This window comes from Blautia sp. HA8986, from assembly GCF_056504635.1.
Map to the genome: position 1 here is coordinate 716045 of NZ_JBWLUQ010000001.1, position 17557 is coordinate 733601.

The following is a 17557-nucleotide window of genomic DNA, read 5'->3' on the forward strand; positions in this document are numbered from 1 at the left end:
CGGATAGGAACACCGCATCATCATTTATCTCACATTTAGCACTTTTGGAGTACTTTCGGACACTTCAAGCACTTTTTTTGAGAAACGTTCAGGAACTCCTGCCAAGCAAAACGGCAACTCTAAGTTGTATTTTTCCAAGAGTTTCCGGTTCCATAAAATGTCCTGCACAGATCCATCCGCTACCAATTTCCCTTGGTTTAAAACCAATACCCGGTCACAGGTTTCCAGTACCAGATCCAGATCATGGGTTGCAATGATCTTTCCCTTTGCAGGGATCAGTCCCAGCATTGCCTTCATTAGCGTAGACTTCCCTGCACCATTGGCTCCGATCAGACCCACCTGTTCTCCTTTACTGATATGGCAAGTTTATTATATTCTTTCTCTGCATAATAAAATTCCCCATGGAATCCCCGCAATTCCATACTTTCGTATAATGCAACTGCCCGATCCATGCTTCTTAAGAGTAGTTGCCCTAAAAAAATGGGAGGTTTCACTTACCTCCCATTTTCCAAAGAATCCTTTTATTTCAATTTTTATAATGTTTCAAGAAAACGCATGAATGCTTCTCTTCCCTCGGTCGTACATTTGTATACTCCTGCATCTTCCAGAACGTGGGTAAATACGATTCCAATCTCTTTCTGAAGAATGCCATGGATGTTTTCTTTTGTGATTTCCGGATATTTCGGAAGGAACTTCTTAACCCACTCTGCATGTTTCTCAATCTGCTCATTTGAAGAAATATCTTTGCCTTCAAGAATATACTCTTCCAAAAGTTCCATCTCACCTTTTAATCTGGCCGGAAGAACTGCAAGTCCCATAACTTCGATCAGACCGATATTTTCTTTCTTAATATGATGATATTCTGCATGCGGATGATACACACCCAGCGGATGTTCTTCTGTTGTAATGTTGTTTCTTAATGTCAGATCCAATTCGTAGATATCCCCTACTTTACGTGCAATTGGTGTAATTGTATTATGAGGCTCTCCATTGGTTTCAGCATAAATAAATGCTGCTTCATCCGTATAACCTCTCCATACTTCCAGCACATGTGTTGCCAGATCTACCAAACGGTTAGAGTCTTTATGATGAATACGAAGTACAGATAACGGCCATTTTACAATTCCAGCCTCTACATCTTCAAATCCCGGAAGTACCACGTGCTGCTCAATTGGTGCTTTTGCCATTGCAAATGTATAATGTCCACCCTGGAAATGATCATGGCTTAAGATCGAGCCGCCTACGATCGGCAGATCTGCATTAGATCCAAGGAAATAATGCGGAAACAGTTTTACAAAATCAAACAGTTTAATGAATGCATTTCTCTCGATTTTCATTGGAGTATGCTGGCAGTTAAATACAATACAATGCTCATTGTAATACACATACGGAGAATACTGGAATCCCCAAGGAGTATCATTGATTGTGATCGGAATAATCCTGTGGTTCTGCCTTGCCGGATGATTAACACGTCCCGCATATCCTTCATTTTCCGGGCAAAGAAGACATTTCGGATAGCTTCCGGATTTTACATTCCTTGCCGCGGCAATTGCTTTTGGATCTTTTTCCGGTTTGGACAAATTGATGGTAATATCAATCTCACCGTATGGACTGTCTACCTTCCACTTTTGATCCTTCTCTACGCGATATCTGCGGATATAATTGCTGTCCTGACTCAGTTTATAAAAATAATCGGTTGCTTCCTTTGGGCTTTCTTTATATTTATCCCAGAATTCTTTTTGCACCTGGCCCGGACGCGGCATCAGACAGTTCATTAATCTGGTATCAAATAGATCCCGGTATACAATACTGTCTTCGATCAGTCCTCTTTTTACAGCTTCGTCCAGCAATTCGCCCAATGTTGCTTCAAGATTAACAGGTTCCTCAATGCTGTCCGGTTTCTCATAGTCATCCTCATGAAAAACGTCCAGCAGAAGATTTGTTGTGTAATTTCTTTCACATTCTGGTGTCAGACCTGTTGTAATCCCATACTGTACCAGTTTTGCAATGCTTTCACTTAACATTTTTCTTCCTCCTGTGCTTCACTTTTAAATTTATATTTTTGGTAACATATATACCGATTTCCCTGATAAGTCAGCATACCTCGATCGCCTTTTTCCAATTCACGAAAATCTCCCCTGTTGCATTTGAAATTCCATCAAACTTCCATCTGTCATCTCAAATACAACGCGAAACCAAGGTACATGTGCTTCAGACTGCATATGGGGATAGATTCCTTGCTTCTTTTCAACTACAGTCGCATCAACAGATTCAACTGCCGCACTACTGTTATTGCTGAAACTTAACAACATTTTGGTAAATACAAACATCATGATTATGAGTGCTGCTATACAGATTATAAATGCCATCCTATTTCTCCATTCCAGATATTTCATCCTGGGTCTGACTTATATATTGTTCACGATAAAGATTCCGGTATCCCTTGACGTTACTTTATATCTTTTACGAGATACCCGGTTAAATGTCCTTTGGCTCTCAACTCCTGCATCCAGGCAAACGTCTGTGATACTCTTACCAGTACATTCCAATTAATCTCCTGCAAGTTTTGTCTACTTTTTCTTCCCATTTGGCAAGTAATATACGTCTTCTGATATTATAATGTGCTTGTAAGATAAAGAAAGGAGGAAAACGAAATGAAAAGATTTAAAGCATACATCAACTACCTTATGAACTTCTATGCCAACTACTTCAGAATTTACCGCTATATGTAAAGGACACTCCTGCCATCACAGGAATGTCCAATACGGAAACCCAGTTTCAATGGTTTCCCTTATTATACTCTAATTTAGTTGCATTTGTACATGAACAGGATTATCGAAAACATAGACAAAATTGAACAGAATTATGAAAATACCCTTACCACGTTTTTTGATTTATAAACCACTTATTAGCAGACGCTAGATATCAGAACGCTTCATCGCAATTATAAACTGTTGATTTACCAAGATCATTTACATATACGGTAATCAAGTCACCTTTCTTAAGATCCGGCTTTTCCCATACCAAACGGCTTTTATGATAATACACTTTATCATGATATGTAAAACTATATAAAATCCTGTATGGAATTTGTCTTCTATATCTTGTGTATTTTTGCAAATATACTTTTTCTACCAAACCCTTCACTTTTGTACCATTTTCGATTAATTGTAAATGTAATTTATCAAGCTTTGCAGTATAAATTCCAAGAGCAACACTTATTATACACAAAAGCACTCCCGCTATAGAAAACACTGTTCCCAACATGTCTGGATTCTGAATGCCTGAGTTTACTGCTGGTTTTAATATCCCAAGAAAACTTAAGACACCGGAAACAAGAAAGAATATTCCTATCCAAGAGAAGATAACTCTCAATAAATCTTCTGTATAGTTAAGTTTTTTCATATTTATTTTCTCCACAAGCATTCCATCAAAATTTTTTATCCTATTTCAATCATATCTAATTTTACTTCAATTTAGTTAAATCCTCTAAATACATTTCTGTATGTCCACACTCTGGACAGACTGCAACTTTAACATCATCTATAGTTGTCGTTTTTTGTTTTTCATCTACATCTACAACAATCCCATAGCCACCGCCATTAACTTTAAGTCTTAAATCCACTCTCATGACTGTTCCACACTTTTCGCATTTTCTCATTGCTGTCCTCCAAATATATGTTTCGCTTTCCTATTTTTCTTACTATATAATAGCAGACAAAATATTAACCACTGAATGATCTACCGTTCATACGATGCAATGATTTCCTTACTATCCGCTATTTTATAATCAAGCGTTTCCAAATTACCAATCAAATCAAATGCCATATCCGCATTAATTTGCAATTCATCTTCAATCTTAACTGCAGACGGCTCAACTTTTAGAAATACTGTTAATCCATAAGGCTTCGTTTCAGACTGTATCTGTATGCTATCATAAGAATATCCTTCCGGATACTCTTGCCCACTTACAATATTTATAACATTCGAAGAATCTCCTATATAATCTGTCTTGTACTGTGACAGGTCAGGAATCTCGTACAGTTCTTCTTTTCTGCCACATGCAGAAAACAATATTGCTGATACCGTAAATAAAATAATTGGAATTACTTTTTTCATCATGAACCAGCTCCTCTTCACACTTTGATATGAAACAGCCTGCCCAATGAAACAGAAACTGCCATATATCTGATTCTTTATTTATAGATCAGCCTTTAAAGTATTCTGACCACAAAGACTGATATTTACAGTAACAATGCTCCTCTTTCATCTTTTTACACAGGTTCTACTGTTTTTTACGACATTTTGAGCGTTCCCTTTTTAGTCCTTGTTTTCGTTATACTCAAGTAGTCATTTAAACAAACGAAGCATAAATCATAAAAATTTCTGCGATCAATATAATTCCTAAAACACAATCAATCATTAGGTTATATTGACCAACTGTTAGCCAAGTCTTCGAATGCATCAGAACATACTTTATACTTTTTATACCACTCAAGATTGTAACAGTCAGAAGGAGTATCGGCATTAAAAAAATTTCTATCTTATTGCCAAAGTCATCTGCGACTCCATTCCCAGCAAAGTGAACGGGAATAATCTCCGGTAAGAAAAAGAAGCTTATTATTACAATCGCAATGCCAGCGATGCAAATTCCCCATGTTAATTTCCTGCTGCTTATACCATCCATAACAGTGCCTTCCTCCCATATGTCAGATACTGGTACTTACTCAAATCCATCTAATAAGCTTACTTTTTGAGCAATTCTATAACAACCCTGCATGTAGCTACTGTTTGCATCAGAAAAACGAAAGCACACACATATTTCATTCCAAATTTCAGAGAAGAGCTCCCAATCAGTCCAAAGCCTATGCAAGTCGCCCCTATGCTGAATATCAAAGCCAAAATAGAAATAAATATTCTATATTCTTTTTTCATATCCCTTGCCTAAATGTTCTTTTCTATTTTTTCTCGTTTCATGCGTTCTTTCATCAATAAAACAAATTGAACGGTCCATATTACACACGCTGCCAGACACCCGATTCCACTGTATAATAAATCTATGGCTGCCCCGGCTACAAATGGCAGTGCCATCCACATCATCTTGTTTCCATATACTCTGCACATTTCTTTTTCATCATACTGTTTTCGTTCTTCCTTAGATTTCATATTATAGCCAGACAAAAATGCAACGGCCTTTCCATTTGATTTTACAAAGCAGATTCCGAATAAAAACATAATCACTGCCATTCCCAAATCAAAGATAACACAGATTATCATTGCAGACACCTCACTTCCCGCTCTGGCTATCAAATAAAAAAAGCCAAACACAACAGTAAAACTTATTATGTTTGGCTAGGTCAACTTGTTATTTTTTTATCACTTCTTATGGTTGTATTATACTATATATTTCTCTATAGTAAAACAATTTTTTATATTATTTTTTATTTTAATATTATATTTCTACTTTCATCAATTTTTCAGATATTTTCAACGCATAAACAATGCTATTAGCTACAATATTTCCGGAAAATTCATCATAGGTTTGTGTTGCCACAAAGAAACGCTGGCTCTGAAAATCAAAGCCGTCGTTCCAAATTGTCTGCTTTTTCTTTTGCCGTCGTGCGGCAGATAATCAATTCATTCTATTTTGAACTTCTTTTATGCTACCTGATGTCTACAATAGGAATGAATCGCCAAGAATGTAAACACAAATAATTCAATTCCTGCCGAAATCAAAATAACATGCGGTGTCCAGAAACTCGTTCCACCGATATGCAGATAATTGAAATCTGCAAGCTGAGAAAGGAAATTGTTCTGCATACCAATTCCGGCAGATGGAAGTATGGTAGAGAGCCATGTTGCTCCCATCGCCACATATGCAAAAAGCGGCATGAGAAGAACTACAATAGAGATCAGCAAAACTGTCAATGTGTCTTTACATTTTGCAGACAGGAACAGCGTACAGCTAACCGTTGCTAATACAGAAAGTAAGCCCGCTGCTGCGAGAATTATCTGCAACTGCCCCAGATTGATGTTTGGCAGATTAATGATAGAGTATCGCATCTGAAACGATGTTTTTAAGCAATCCGTCCCGAACGCTGCATCTAAAATCAGAATGTGTACCGTGATCCCGACAAGGAAAGTAACAACGAAAAGTGTAAATGCCGCCAGAATTTTGGTAATTGCTAATTGTTTATGCCCGTATTTGGTGGTTCGCAGGATGCTGTCACCGCCCGTTTGATATTCTCCGGCAAAAGTAGGAGCTGCGATTGCCACACACAAAATAGCAAGGAACAAAATATAAAACTCAATATAATCAAATGCATCTTTAGAAATTCCAGAATGAAGATAAAATGGCGTATCAAGTTCTGAATATTTTTCAAGAGCTTTCTGTTGTGCGGTTTCGTTTTCTCTTTGCTCATTCCGCATGACATCCTGTAAATGTTCTGCGCACTTTTCATAATAGGCTCCGTCAATGTCATTCGGGTCAATATCCATTAAATCAGCACCAATGCCTGTTAATGGATCAGCAAACGCTTCGGACAGACCCATCAGCAAGTGACGGAACGGGACGATTTTTTCAATATATACAGCCAGAGGAAAGCCATCTTCCTCGACCGGCCCATATTCTCGAACGCAGCTTTGATAAGTTTCCAAAGCCGATTTGATCCTATCCGGGGTCACTTTACCAGCGGATGTTTTATATAAATCTTGTTTGTACTTGATAGCTGCCAAGCCATCTAATTCTGTAACCGTGCCATCTTCGTTTGGACGGTTAATACCCTCAAATGAAATAGGCAGGTATGCCATGGCTACGGAAAGCAAAAGTGCGATTGCAAGTAAAATCAGGGTGCGCCGTGACTTCAAAATACGTTTTAGTTCAAGTCTAAAGAGTCGCATATTATCTGTCCTCCTTTTCCAAGTCTGTCTGCGGTAACAACCACAGATACAGATCTTCCAATCGCGGCTCCGTTGTAACAGACCCATCAATTTCCGAATGTTCGGACAGATAACGAATAGAAACCTGATTGTGATCTTCGCCTCGCTGATTGATAATGCGCAGTCGCATTTCGCATTCCGGCAGCTTTGAGGTCGGAATTATGCAATTCCAAACCTTGCCCTCAATCCGCTTGACCAGTTCTGCGGTAGTTCCGACATCAACAATTTCTCCGGCTTTCATAATTGCGTTGCGCGTAGAAATATATTCTATGTCAGATACGATATGGGTGGAAATTAACACGATTCGATCATGCGAAAACTCGGAAATGAAATTCCGCAGACGCACGCGCTCTCCGGGGTCAAGTCCTGCTGTCGGTTCGTCCATGACAAGTATCTCCGGGTCGTTCAACATAGCCTGCGCAATACCAACACGACGCTTCATGCCGCCTGACAGATTGGAGATTTTTTTCTTTTTCACATCGGAGAGGGAAAGAAAGTCCAACAAATGATTGATCTTTTTGGTAGTTGCCCTTGTAGGAATACCTTTCAGCGCAGCCATATACTCCAAATAATCTTTGACCGTAAAATCCCGGTGATACCCAAAATCCTGCGGCAGAAAGCCAAACTTGCTTCGGTAGACTTCACCTAACTCTCGAATGTCTTTTCCGTCATAGTAAACCGCTCCGTTGGTTGGTGTCATAATATCAGCAATCATGCGCATGAGCGTGGTTTTCCCTGCACCATTCGCTCCCAAAAGTCCCCAAATGCCGGGAGTCAATGTCAGATTGACATCATTTACTGCTGTTTTGTCTTTGAACTGCTTGCTTAAATGCTCTATTTTCAGTTCCATGCTTACACTCCTTTCTTTTGCTTCGGCTGAACAATAAAAAGCCTTTGTTCGATAATCATTGTACCGAACAAAGGCTTTTCAATCTCAAAAATTATACGCTTAAATTCCTAAGGTATTCCTAAGATCACAGTCTTATTTTCCTAAGCGGAAAGGGGTAATGTAATCACAAAGTCTATAGTTTCGTTTTGACTGGATGCAGTAATCTTTCCACCATGTAAATGTATAATTTCTTCCGCAATAGAAAGACCAAGTCCCGCACCACCTGTATTAGAAAGCCGGGCATCATCCAAGCGATTGAATTTTTCAAATATACTGTTAAGCTGTTCCTCCGGGATTGTTTCCCCACGATTTTCAAAAGTGATCTGAATATCATGTTCTAACCGTTTAGCGGATATAGTGATCTCTGTCTGCGGGTAGCTGTATGACGCGGCGTTCCGCAAAAGGTTACTGAAAACTCTCGCCAGTTTTTCAGGGTCAGCGTTCACGGATAAGTTATCCTCCGCAGTAAATATCGCTGTATTGCCATTTGCGGAGAGTGTCGGATATATTTCATCTATTACCTGCGCAATCAGACAATGTAAATCTACATTTTCTTTTTTGATAATGACCGTATGTGCATTGTACTTGGTAATTTCAAAAAGTTCATTGATGAGCTTTTCAAGGCGCTCTGCCTTATTCAACGCAACTTTTACATACTTTTCCTTTTGCTGTTCAGGCATGTCAGGGGCTTCATGGAGTAGGCTCAAATAGCCGATTACTGTTGTGAGAGGGGTGCGTATATCATGTGCCAGATACATAATAATTTCATTTTTCTTTTCTTCTGCCTGCTTTGCAGCCTGCTTGCTCAACAGAACAGACATTTTAATCTGATTGAGCTGTTCCTCCAGTTCTTTCAGTGGCTCAGACAACGATACTGTATGATTGTTCTGCTCATAGACCGTTTGGGTTGCGTCAATTACTTCATCCAGATAGCCCCACGGCTTTTTCCAATAGTAATTGAAGATACATATAAAGCCGAGCATCAGATACAAAATAAAAAGCAGATCAAGCCGCCAGTAGATCCATGCAAAAATACCGTTGTCGAATTTTGAAAAGATGTAGTCCAAGATAAGGGTCAAACCATATCCAACAACGGTATAAACCAGCAATGATAGGTATAAGCGCACTTTAAGGCGCTTTTCTGTTGTCATTTCTTTATTCGACATGAGAATACACCTCCTACCGATTAGCAAACAGAAGAAAGCCAAGCAGACCAATCACGACAACACTTACTATGCCTGCCAGAATGGAAAACAGTCTGTTTGCTTTTATTCTATTTCCGATTAACCGGGCTGCCATCGAATATACAGCAAGCCCCAAAAGACCACCTGCCGTATTTGTAAGTACATCAGTAATATCAGAACGTCCGACTGCTAAGATATACTGCATAGTTTCCAATAAAAAACTTGTTCCAGCAATCAGCATGAACTTCACATATAATTTTGTTCTTGGCAGAAGCATTTGAAGATAAATGCCCATAGGAACAAAAATCAAGAAATTTTCGAGTACCTCTGTTAAGTGAAATGCTGTGCCAACTTCTTTGTCATAGTGAAAAGGAATAAGGTTTATACTCCTTACTTTATCCAGATTACTGATTGAAAACTGTAGTTTGAACAGTATGATCCAAACCAGAAGTGCCAGATAAATTAAGAATAAAATAGTTGCCAAACAATTTGATTTTCTCTTCATAGCGTTCTCCTTTCGCTTAAATTTTGTAGCCGACACCCCAAATTGTTTTAATATACTGCGGAGTATCGGAAGTATCGTTCAGTTTCTCGCGCAGATGCCGGATATGCACAGTAATTGTGCTGCTGTTTTTAGAGTAGTATTCATCTTTCCAAACCGCATGAAACAGTTCCTCAATGCTTACAACATTTCCAGCACTTGACAAAAGGACGTGGAGAATAGAAAATTCTGTCGGTGTCAGAGAAATCGGCTCACCGTCTAGCAAACATTCATGGGTCTGTACATTCAAGCACAATTTGTTATAGGAAAGTTCCGATGGAACTTTCTCTGTGATGATACCGGGCGAATATTTCTTGTAACGTCTTAACTGTGCTTTCACTCTGGCAACTACTTCAAGTGGGCGAAAAGGTTTTGTCACATAATCGTCCGCTCCCAATGTCAGCCCCGTTATTTTATCCGTTTCCTCAATTTTAGCCGTTAGCATTATGATTGGATAAGTGTATTTCTTTCGGATAAGCTGGCAAAGTGAAAAGCCATTCATATCCGGGAGCATAATATCCAGAATGGCAAGATCAATATCGCCGCTTTCAATACACGACATGGCATCTGTTGCGCAGTAAAATTTATGAACGATGTAATTTTCGTTTTTCAAGTAGACCTCCAACAGATCCGCTATATCTTGCTCGTCATCTATAATTAGTATCTTTTCAGACATATTTTCAACTCTCCTTTTTGCTTGTACTCGATTAAGTATAACAAATACAGCATCTAAATTCACAATGGATTGCATGCGAAATTATTAAGATTTTCCTAACTTTCAAATTTACAAAAAGCTCGCATCTGCCGCACCTCGTTTTTCAGCATCCGTTTGATTTTGTCGCTCATGGTTTCAGTGCTGGTGGTGCTGAAATGTACGCGCACCTTTGTAGGTTGTCTTTCCAATCTTCCGTACCAGCGCCGGGGCGTTCTGCTCCGTCTGAACGGTCGTTGTGTGGGGTGTATTTTCAATGTTCATCTACATAGCTTTCTTTAGGTGACACGATCTCTTTTGCCGCCGTTCTCGTTGCCGCCGCGTTTTCCTCCCTGAAGTTCTTTCTGGCAAAAATGAAAAATCAGCAGAACAGCATTTATCGAGTGTTCCGCTGATTTATTATCATTTGTGTTTATTCTTCGTGAATGGCAGATAAAATCCCGGTTTTCCTTAATTCAGCTTTTGCGTATGCCGTGAAAATCATATAGATAACTACCATTGCAGCAATAAGTGCTATGATGAACAGCCACGGTAGTTTTAGTGAGATACAATGATTTACTGCCTCCAAACGCTGGCAAGCTATGATACTGATAATCGTACCCAATGCAAGTGACACTGTCAGTGATCCACTGAGGTAGATACCAATTTCTTGGCTCAACATAGCTTTTAGCTGCTTTTGTGTTGCTCCGACAGCTTCCAGCAGACCAAATTCCCGTTTTCTATTCTGAAAATCAACCATCAACATATTCATAAGGCTGATACCGCCAAATGTAAACAGGATCGCTGTTGCCATGTATAGTGCCTTTATCGATGAACTGTATCGATACTGAATGTTTTTAATCGTCTGCTCAATCGTATTGACCGATATTTTTCCATTTTGCTCTGCAATTTCCTGAACAACGTTCAGGACTTCGTCAAAATGACCGGGCGTGACTTTAAGTGCCAAGATACCAGTCTGTTCCGTTATACCTGTCAGATTCTTTGCCATATCGTACGTCATCATAAAATACGGACTGCCTGGAACAACCGGACTACGTTCCATCAAATCGGTTTGGTTGTAGGTGCCTACAACAACTGCGTCAACATTAAATGTGCTGCCATCCGGAGAACGCCCTTCCAATTGCAAAGTGTCGCCAACATTCGCAATCTTTTCGGATGCCAGTATTCCATATTTTTCAGTCATAACATCGTAATCTGCTGTTCCAGATGATAGAACTGCTTGCTTTTCAGCCAGTTGTTCACGATTTAAGGTCGGGAAATCGTTCATAATACTGGTAAGGGAATCACTTCCGCCGGGAAAGGTAATAGACATCTGGACGCTGTTAAATGCAGTTACGCTTTCTATTCCGGCAGTATTTTCTAAGTTGTGCCGCAGTGTTTGACTTTCAAGCGGGTTTTCTTCCAGTTGCAGTTTTGAACTTCCGTACGGCTCAGATTCTTTATCAAACGAACTTCCAACGTGATTCTTCACCTGCAAAAGAATACTGCCAGCAGGATAGTATTTGAAAGCTGCCTGTTTTTCTGGATCGATAGAACCTGCAACTGTAGATGCACCCAGCAAAAGCGCACCGCTCACACCCAGCATTACTAACGTCAAAATAGCTTTTTGCCGATTCCGTTGAATATTGATTTTTGCAAGATTGTTAGGTGACAGCTTGCGATGCAGCTTTGAACTGACCTTTGCTTTCCCGGAATAGGCAAGGTATTTTGCACCCTCAACGGGAGAAGTGTTCATTGCGACTCGAACTGGCTTGAAAATTGCAATATTCACCATTACAATGCCCACTATAGCAATCAGTACCGCATAGACCGTCGCCGTTTTGATTTGAAATCCCTTCGGATACGCAGCGAACCCAATCAGCAAGCCAGCAATTAGTCCAAGAGGAATACCAGTAAAAGCATACAGGAGTCCTTCTTTTCTTGCCATTCGTTTTATTTGCTTTTTTGTCATTCCAATTGTCCGCAGTTGGCCAAACATCTGCATATTTTTCGCAATCTTTGTGTAAAAGACACCATATATAATCGTTGCAGCCAGCACAGTAGTCAATGCAGCCAGCATAGGGATAGGGAGTTGGATACCGGACTGAATAACCCCCGTCATAACGGCAGAATACTCCGTAAGATATATCTGATCTTCTACAATGCCAGTGTTTTCAATGATTTTATCCGTAAAGTCAAGGATGGCATCAGACCGGATTGCATCTGTATTCAGACGGGTATATGCTGTTACTTGAAGGTGATCCATCAGGCTCATGGCGAGATCTTTGCTCAGATAGACAAAATACCCATCGCTCTTGCGATCCTCGTTCAAAATGCCTGAAAGTGTATATTCTGCTTTATCCCCCGTACCGGTCACATCAAAAGTAATGGTGTCGCCGGGACGATATGATTCTCCCAAAAAGTCAATATAATTTTGCGGGAGCATGATTTCATTTGCCTTTTGTGGGAGGCTGCCTTGTAAAGACATTTCCTCCTGATGCGTAAAATAATCTTCGCTCCCATAAGCGACCGTAATTGTCTTATTGCCTGAATAGGATAGTCCGATTGCAGCATACTCGCCAATCCATTGAACGTCTTTACTTTGACGCAAACTGGATAGCTGGTCGTCGGTTATTCCCAGAATTGCGATCTGCGCTTTAGTGCGCTGTGTATTCTTAAATTCTTCCTGCTCACCTGCGGATATTAAAATGATTGAAAAAATCATGCAGACAGAAAGCGCAATCGTAAGGAGCAAAAAGGCTTTGCTTCGCTTATCTGCTTTCCTGCTCCGTTTGGCCAGCTTCTTTGTAATGGCACTGGTATCATTTTCAAAAGGCCATGTCATAGCCTGTCACCTCCTTACTCCACAATCTTTCCGTCCTCAATGCGGACAATCCGATCTGCAAGGCGGGCAATGTCGTTGTTGTGGGTAATCATCACAACAGTTTGCCGGAACTCCGCACTGGTGCGCTTGATAAGCCCCAGCACCTCGGCGCTGGTTTTACTGTCAAGGTTGCCGGTCGGCTCGTCGGCCAGCACGATAGCCGGTTTGGTAATCAGAGCGCGGGCAATCGCCACACGCTGCTGCTGTCCGCCGGAAAGATTGTTTGGCATATTTTTCAGCTTATCTTCCAGTCCCAGCAGGTGAACGATCTCGTCCAAAAACTTCTGATCCACCGTGTCCCCGTCCAGTTCCACCGGCAGGACGATGTTCTCATACACATTCAGAATAGGAACAAGGTTATAGTTCTGGAAGATAAAGCCGATGTTGCGGCGACGGAAAATAGTGAGCTGTTCGTCATTCTTCTTTGCCAGTTCCTCACCGCGGACGATCACGGTTCCACTGGTGGGCGTATCCAGTCCACCCATCATGTGAAGCAACGTGGACTTGCCGCTGCCGGAGGTTCCAACCACCGCAACAAATTCGCCATCGCCTACAGAAAAATTCACGCCATCAAGAGCACGGGTAATGTTTGGCTCTGTGCCGTAATACTTTTTCAGGTCAATTGTCTGTAAAACGCTCATATAGAAACTCCTTTCAAGGCTACCCGCCTTTTAATGGGGATATTGTAAAACCTAAATGTCCGTGAAATGTTACAACGGTCAATTTGTATCACTGCAAATCAGGATGGAATGTTACAGCACTCGGACATTTCAAAAAATGGCAGGCAGCCAAAAGCGACTACCCACCACATACATACTATTTTGCGGGAAGCATGATGGAAAACTCAGATCCATTTCCCGGCACAGAAACCACCTTAATATAACCACCCTGTCTCGTTATGATCTCGCGGGTAAGGTACAATCCTATGCCGACGCCGGGCTTGATATGTACCTCTTCCTCGCGGTAAAAGCGCCGAAAAATAGCTGCCTGATTGCTTTCAGAAATTCCTTTACCATTATCAGCCACTTTAATCTCCACATACATTTCCCATTGTACGACTGATACGGAGATTTTTCCGCCAACCGATGTGTATTTCACCGCGTTATCCAAAAGATTAAAGAGTGCTTCGACCGTCCACTTGTTGTCATGGGAAAGCATCAATTCTTCCGGACAGTTTACGGACACAGAAATCTCTTTTTTCTCTGCGGCATATACGATTCCACTCATGGCCTGCGCCACTGTGTCATATAGGTTGCTTACTTTCTTCTCCAACTGGATTACGCCTGTTTCCAACCGGGAGGTTTTCACAAGTGCCTGAAAAAGAAAATCCAGCTTATCTGTCTGTGTACGGATTCCACGAATAAAGTCCGTGCGCTCTGCCTCAGCCATAGGCTTTTCCAACAGTGTATCTGTTGCTATTTTCAGATTGCTTACGGGGGTTTTCACCTGATGGGAAATATCCGATACAAGTGACTGCAATTCCTGCCGATCTTCTTCCACCCGACGACGATCCTCCTGCATGATCTGATATAGTCTTGCCAGCCTGTGACCAATTCTGGCAAGCTGTGTCTCACTGTCCTCGGAAAGAGAGATGCCTTTATTTCCGGCAATCATATGATCTAAGGTCCCGCACAGATCGGAGGTAAAGAGAGCGAGTTTCTTTCCCAATATTTGTGTCAAAGCAAGAAGCCACGCAAGGGCGCACAAAATCAGCACAGCACCGACAACTAACACCGCAGCTTGCTCTGTTATAAAATATAAAATGGCAGCGGCCACGGTCATGGAGAGGATAAGTCCTATTATCACATAAAAAAATAACCGCTTTACTGAAAGACCTTGCAGCTTCACTTTGCTTCGCCTCCTGTCCATTGATACCCCAAACCATAGATTGTCTTGATGTAGGGCGCACCGCCATCGGATTCTATCTTGCTGCGGATTCTGCTCACAGAAGTTGTCAGCGTGTGTTCGTCTACAAAACGCTCGTCAATATCCCATAGTTTTTCTAATAACTGTCTGCGCGTCAATACCTGTTTTGGGTTTCTGCGAAACAGATTCAGCATCTTAAATTCCATTGCTGACAGGGTTAGTGAGATGCCGTTTAGTGAAGCGGAATGCTCTGAGAAATCCAAGAATAGCCGCCCATCGTCGTAAACTTCCTTTGCAGACTTATGATGTTCCAACAACGAAAACATCGCTTTGATTTTCCTCTGCAAGGTTCCTACCAAAAAAGGTTTTGTAATATAATCTACTGCACCAACTTCATATCCTCGTATTTGGTCGCTCTCTTGATCGTTGGCAGTCAAAAAAATCACAATTGCATCCGGGCAGTTAGGCTTTACGAGTTTGCACAGTTCAAAGCCGCTGCCATCGGGGAGATTGACATCCAGCAGTATCAAATCAAATTCCCGCTGACGAATAGCTTCAGCAGCGGTTCTGAAATTCAGGGCAGAAGTCACGCCGTAACCGTCTGCTGTCAGATTATAGGACAGCATCTTATTCAAAAAGCTGTCATCCTCAACAATCAAAATTTGCTTCATATCCTCACTTCCTTTGCATCTACAGTATAACAGGCAAATGTCCGTGAAATGTTACATATCCGTAGATTTGCTAATTTTCAGTTGCCCATCAACGTGCTTTTCTGCATCCTTTGGTATCAGCCACATACGGCTGAGTCTTGCTGCGCCAGATATGCGGTTTTCTTCGCACAACTTCTGTACTTGCCACTCAGAGATACCCCCACTTTTTCGCCGCTTCTGGAGAAGAGATATATTCGAGCATTATAGTTTCCTCCAGCAAATCAATTTGGCATTTATTATATATGGCCAGCTGAATGATTACAAGAAAGAAAATGCGAATTATTTAAGCTAATTATATGAATACGCAAGACATTTTCTGTGGAAAAGAGGAATTGCAAAATATAGCTGGGTGATTGAATATATCCTAAAAGAAGCTGCCCACTACGGACAGCCTCTTCTCTATAATAAGATTTTCATTACTGATATATGTCCACCAATCCTGTTTTTAACATTGAATCTGAAAACTCATATGCAGCTCCATCACCGTTAAGATTCAGATACATATTATTCAAGTCATTCTCATTTACGATCCATGCCATATTCACCTGTATACTCTCACCAGGTTTTAATGAAGAAATATAGTTTCCTCCATTTCCATAATCCTCTGATATACTGTTGTATGTCATTTCAGCTGTACGTGCAACACCATCCCATATAACACGATTGTAGTCATCTCCGGACTGTTCTGTCGGATCGTAAATTTGATATGCTCCATCTTCATGGTCCATCAACAGCAATGTACCAATATAAAGCATATGGTTAATTTCTTCATCTGACTTATTGGTATAAGTAACTGTCGCATAGACGAGCTTTTGTTTCACACTTTCTGTTTTTACAATCTCATCCACTGAATCAATGCCATTACCGGACTTAATATAAGACAGCGTATTATTTACTAAATTTCCATCAGTTCCAACTGCATCAGTCCATTCTTCCGGCACATTATTCTGACCAAGCAGCTGCAGGTTGTCCTCCACCTGAACAGCATCAACACAAACTGAAATTTTATCATTTTCAATATAGTTGCCATCTCTGTCTTCACCAGATGCTGATATATCAAACACTTCACCAATCTGATGCATTAGCAATTTATTATCTGCAATGGAAGTCATCACTGCTTCTCCCGATGATTCTTCAGGGGATACCATTTCGCTCCACGTATACAAACCAGCGGTTTCAATCATTGTATCATTTTCAGTGATCACAAGGTTTTCTACCACTTTAATGGCATCCTCTTTTGAAACATCATCACCGATATAAACAGTAATTACACGATATACATCTGGACGAAGAAGGTAAATCCTTTGATTAAAAGATCCATCCTCTGCCAGGTCATTATATTTAAGATATACACCTTCATAATTGCCAAAAGTTCGTTCCTCACAGTCAACAACATTCTTATCTTGCATTACTTTGCTCAAATCATCCTCGTCTAAAAGCACAGATGCAAAGCTGAATCCTCCGGTTCGATCATGCTCAGGATATTCCAGATGGAATTCATCAATCCATTCCATACCTTCTGGAATATATCCTGCGGAGATATCTATATCATGAATTTTTTCAGGAAGATTAATTTTCCCTGTGCTGCCATCCGCCTTAATTCCCGTTACAATACTGTAGGCTCCTTGTTTTTCTAAAAACATATGATATAATTTGGTACCTGCATAGACTATGGTCGATGTAACCAATACACATACGGCTATTGCTGCAGCCACTCTGGCACCTGTCCATTTTTTCACTCTCCTTGTCTGAATATTAACCACCTTCGTGTCCTGAAGCTGTTTTTTCACTTCGCTTTGGATCATCGTGTGGATGAACTCCGGAGTTTCAGGAATATTTTTTTTCATATCCTC

18 protein-coding genes and 2 pseudogenes are annotated in these 17557 nt (G+C 40.6%); all 20 read right to left on the reverse strand.

All coding sequences use genetic code 11. The features are described from left to right. Positions 1-24: 24 nt before the first annotated feature. Positions 25-357 carry an ATP-binding cassette domain-containing protein gene (locus AC04Q4_RS03230; RefSeq protein WP_476389079.1) on the reverse strand — a complete coding sequence of 111 codons (333 nt, stop codon included), beginning with the start codon at positions 355-357 and terminating at the stop codon, positions 25-27. Positions 358-533: 176 nt separating this feature from the next. Continuing rightward, positions 534-2024 (reverse strand): UDP-glucose--hexose-1-phosphate uridylyltransferase, encoded by a 1491-nt coding sequence (gene galT / locus AC04Q4_RS03235; protein WP_476388481.1) that lies wholly within the window; start codon positions 2022-2024, stop codon positions 534-536. 99 nt (positions 2025-2123) lie between these two features. After that, the gene (locus AC04Q4_RS03240; protein WP_476388482.1) at positions 2124-2369 is read right to left on the reverse strand and encodes a DUF2500 family protein; all 246 of its coding nucleotides are present in this window, start codon (positions 2367-2369) and stop codon (positions 2124-2126) included. A gap of 39 nt (positions 2370-2408) precedes the next feature. After that, positions 2409-2549: pseudogene (locus AC04Q4_RS03245) on the reverse strand (AraC family transcriptional regulator); the annotation flags it as partial. 376 nt (positions 2550-2925) lie between these two features. Further along, positions 2926-3405 carry a hypothetical protein gene (locus AC04Q4_RS03250; protein ID WP_476388483.1) on the reverse strand — a complete coding sequence of 160 codons (480 nt, stop codon included), beginning with the start codon at positions 3403-3405 and terminating at the stop codon, positions 2926-2928. 61 nt (positions 3406-3466) lie between these two features. Further along, positions 3467-3661, reverse strand: a complete 195-nt coding sequence (locus AC04Q4_RS03255; protein WP_476388484.1) for a zinc ribbon domain-containing protein — start codon at positions 3659-3661, stop codon at positions 3467-3469. Positions 3662-3741: 80 nt separating this feature from the next. After that, positions 3742-4122, reverse strand: coding sequence for a DUF4825 domain-containing protein (locus AC04Q4_RS03260; protein WP_195456783.1), 381 nt, complete (start codon positions 4120-4122; stop codon positions 3742-3744). A gap of 232 nt (positions 4123-4354) precedes the next feature. Beyond that, positions 4355-4687 (reverse strand): DUF1648 domain-containing protein, encoded by a 333-nt coding sequence (locus AC04Q4_RS03265; RefSeq protein ID WP_476388485.1) that lies wholly within the window; start codon positions 4685-4687, stop codon positions 4355-4357. 257 nt (positions 4688-4944) lie between these two features. Next, complete coding sequence (locus AC04Q4_RS03270; protein ID WP_476388486.1) at positions 4945-5277, reverse strand: DUF3784 domain-containing protein; 333 nt, start codon at positions 5275-5277, stop codon at positions 4945-4947. Positions 5278-5658: 381 nt separating this feature from the next. Further along, positions 5659-6900: an ABC transporter permease subunit gene (locus tag AC04Q4_RS03275; protein WP_476388487.1), complete on the reverse strand. Its 1242-nt coding sequence runs from the start codon at positions 6898-6900 to the stop codon at positions 5659-5661. Between the two features lies 1 nt (position 6901). After that, a complete protein-coding gene (locus AC04Q4_RS03280) occupies positions 6902-7789 on the reverse strand; it encodes an ABC transporter ATP-binding protein (protein WP_173738950.1) in 888 nt (295 codons plus the stop codon). Positions 7790-7929: 140 nt separating this feature from the next. Continuing rightward, positions 7930-8994: a sensor histidine kinase gene (locus AC04Q4_RS03285; protein WP_173756317.1), complete on the reverse strand. Its 1065-nt coding sequence runs from the start codon at positions 8992-8994 to the stop codon at positions 7930-7932. Between the two features lie 13 nt (positions 8995-9007). Beyond that, positions 9008-9517, reverse strand: coding sequence for a VanZ family protein (locus AC04Q4_RS03290; RefSeq protein ID WP_173756319.1), 510 nt, complete (start codon positions 9515-9517; stop codon positions 9008-9010). 16 nt (positions 9518-9533) lie between these two features. Beyond that, the gene (locus tag AC04Q4_RS03295) at positions 9534-10229 is read right to left on the reverse strand and encodes a response regulator transcription factor (protein WP_173756321.1); all 696 of its coding nucleotides are present in this window, start codon (positions 10227-10229) and stop codon (positions 9534-9536) included. 95 nt (positions 10230-10324) lie between these two features. Beyond that, positions 10325-10529: pseudogene (locus AC04Q4_RS03300) on the reverse strand (transposon-encoded TnpW family protein). Positions 10530-10677: 148 nt separating this feature from the next. Beyond that, positions 10678-13089, reverse strand: coding sequence for an ABC transporter permease (locus AC04Q4_RS03305; RefSeq protein ID WP_330049914.1), 2412 nt, complete (start codon positions 13087-13089; stop codon positions 10678-10680). Positions 13090-13103: 14 nt separating this feature from the next. After that, positions 13104-13769 (reverse strand): ABC transporter ATP-binding protein, encoded by a 666-nt coding sequence (locus tag AC04Q4_RS03310; protein WP_118624602.1) that lies wholly within the window; start codon positions 13767-13769, stop codon positions 13104-13106. A 175-nt stretch (positions 13770-13944) separates the two neighbouring features. Beyond that, complete coding sequence (locus AC04Q4_RS03315; protein ID WP_118624600.1) at positions 13945-14976, reverse strand: sensor histidine kinase; 1032 nt, start codon at positions 14974-14976, stop codon at positions 13945-13947. Beyond that, entirely contained in the window at positions 14973-15665 is a 693-nt protein-coding gene (locus AC04Q4_RS03320; RefSeq protein ID WP_118624598.1) for a response regulator transcription factor, read from the reverse strand. The genes AC04Q4_RS03315 and AC04Q4_RS03320 overlap by 4 nt, the downstream gene beginning before the upstream one ends. Before the next feature lie 455 nt (positions 15666-16120). Next, the gene (locus AC04Q4_RS03325) at positions 16121-17551 is read right to left on the reverse strand and encodes a hypothetical protein (protein ID WP_243251682.1); all 1431 of its coding nucleotides are present in this window, start codon (positions 17549-17551) and stop codon (positions 16121-16123) included. Positions 17552-17557: the final 6 nt, after the last annotated feature.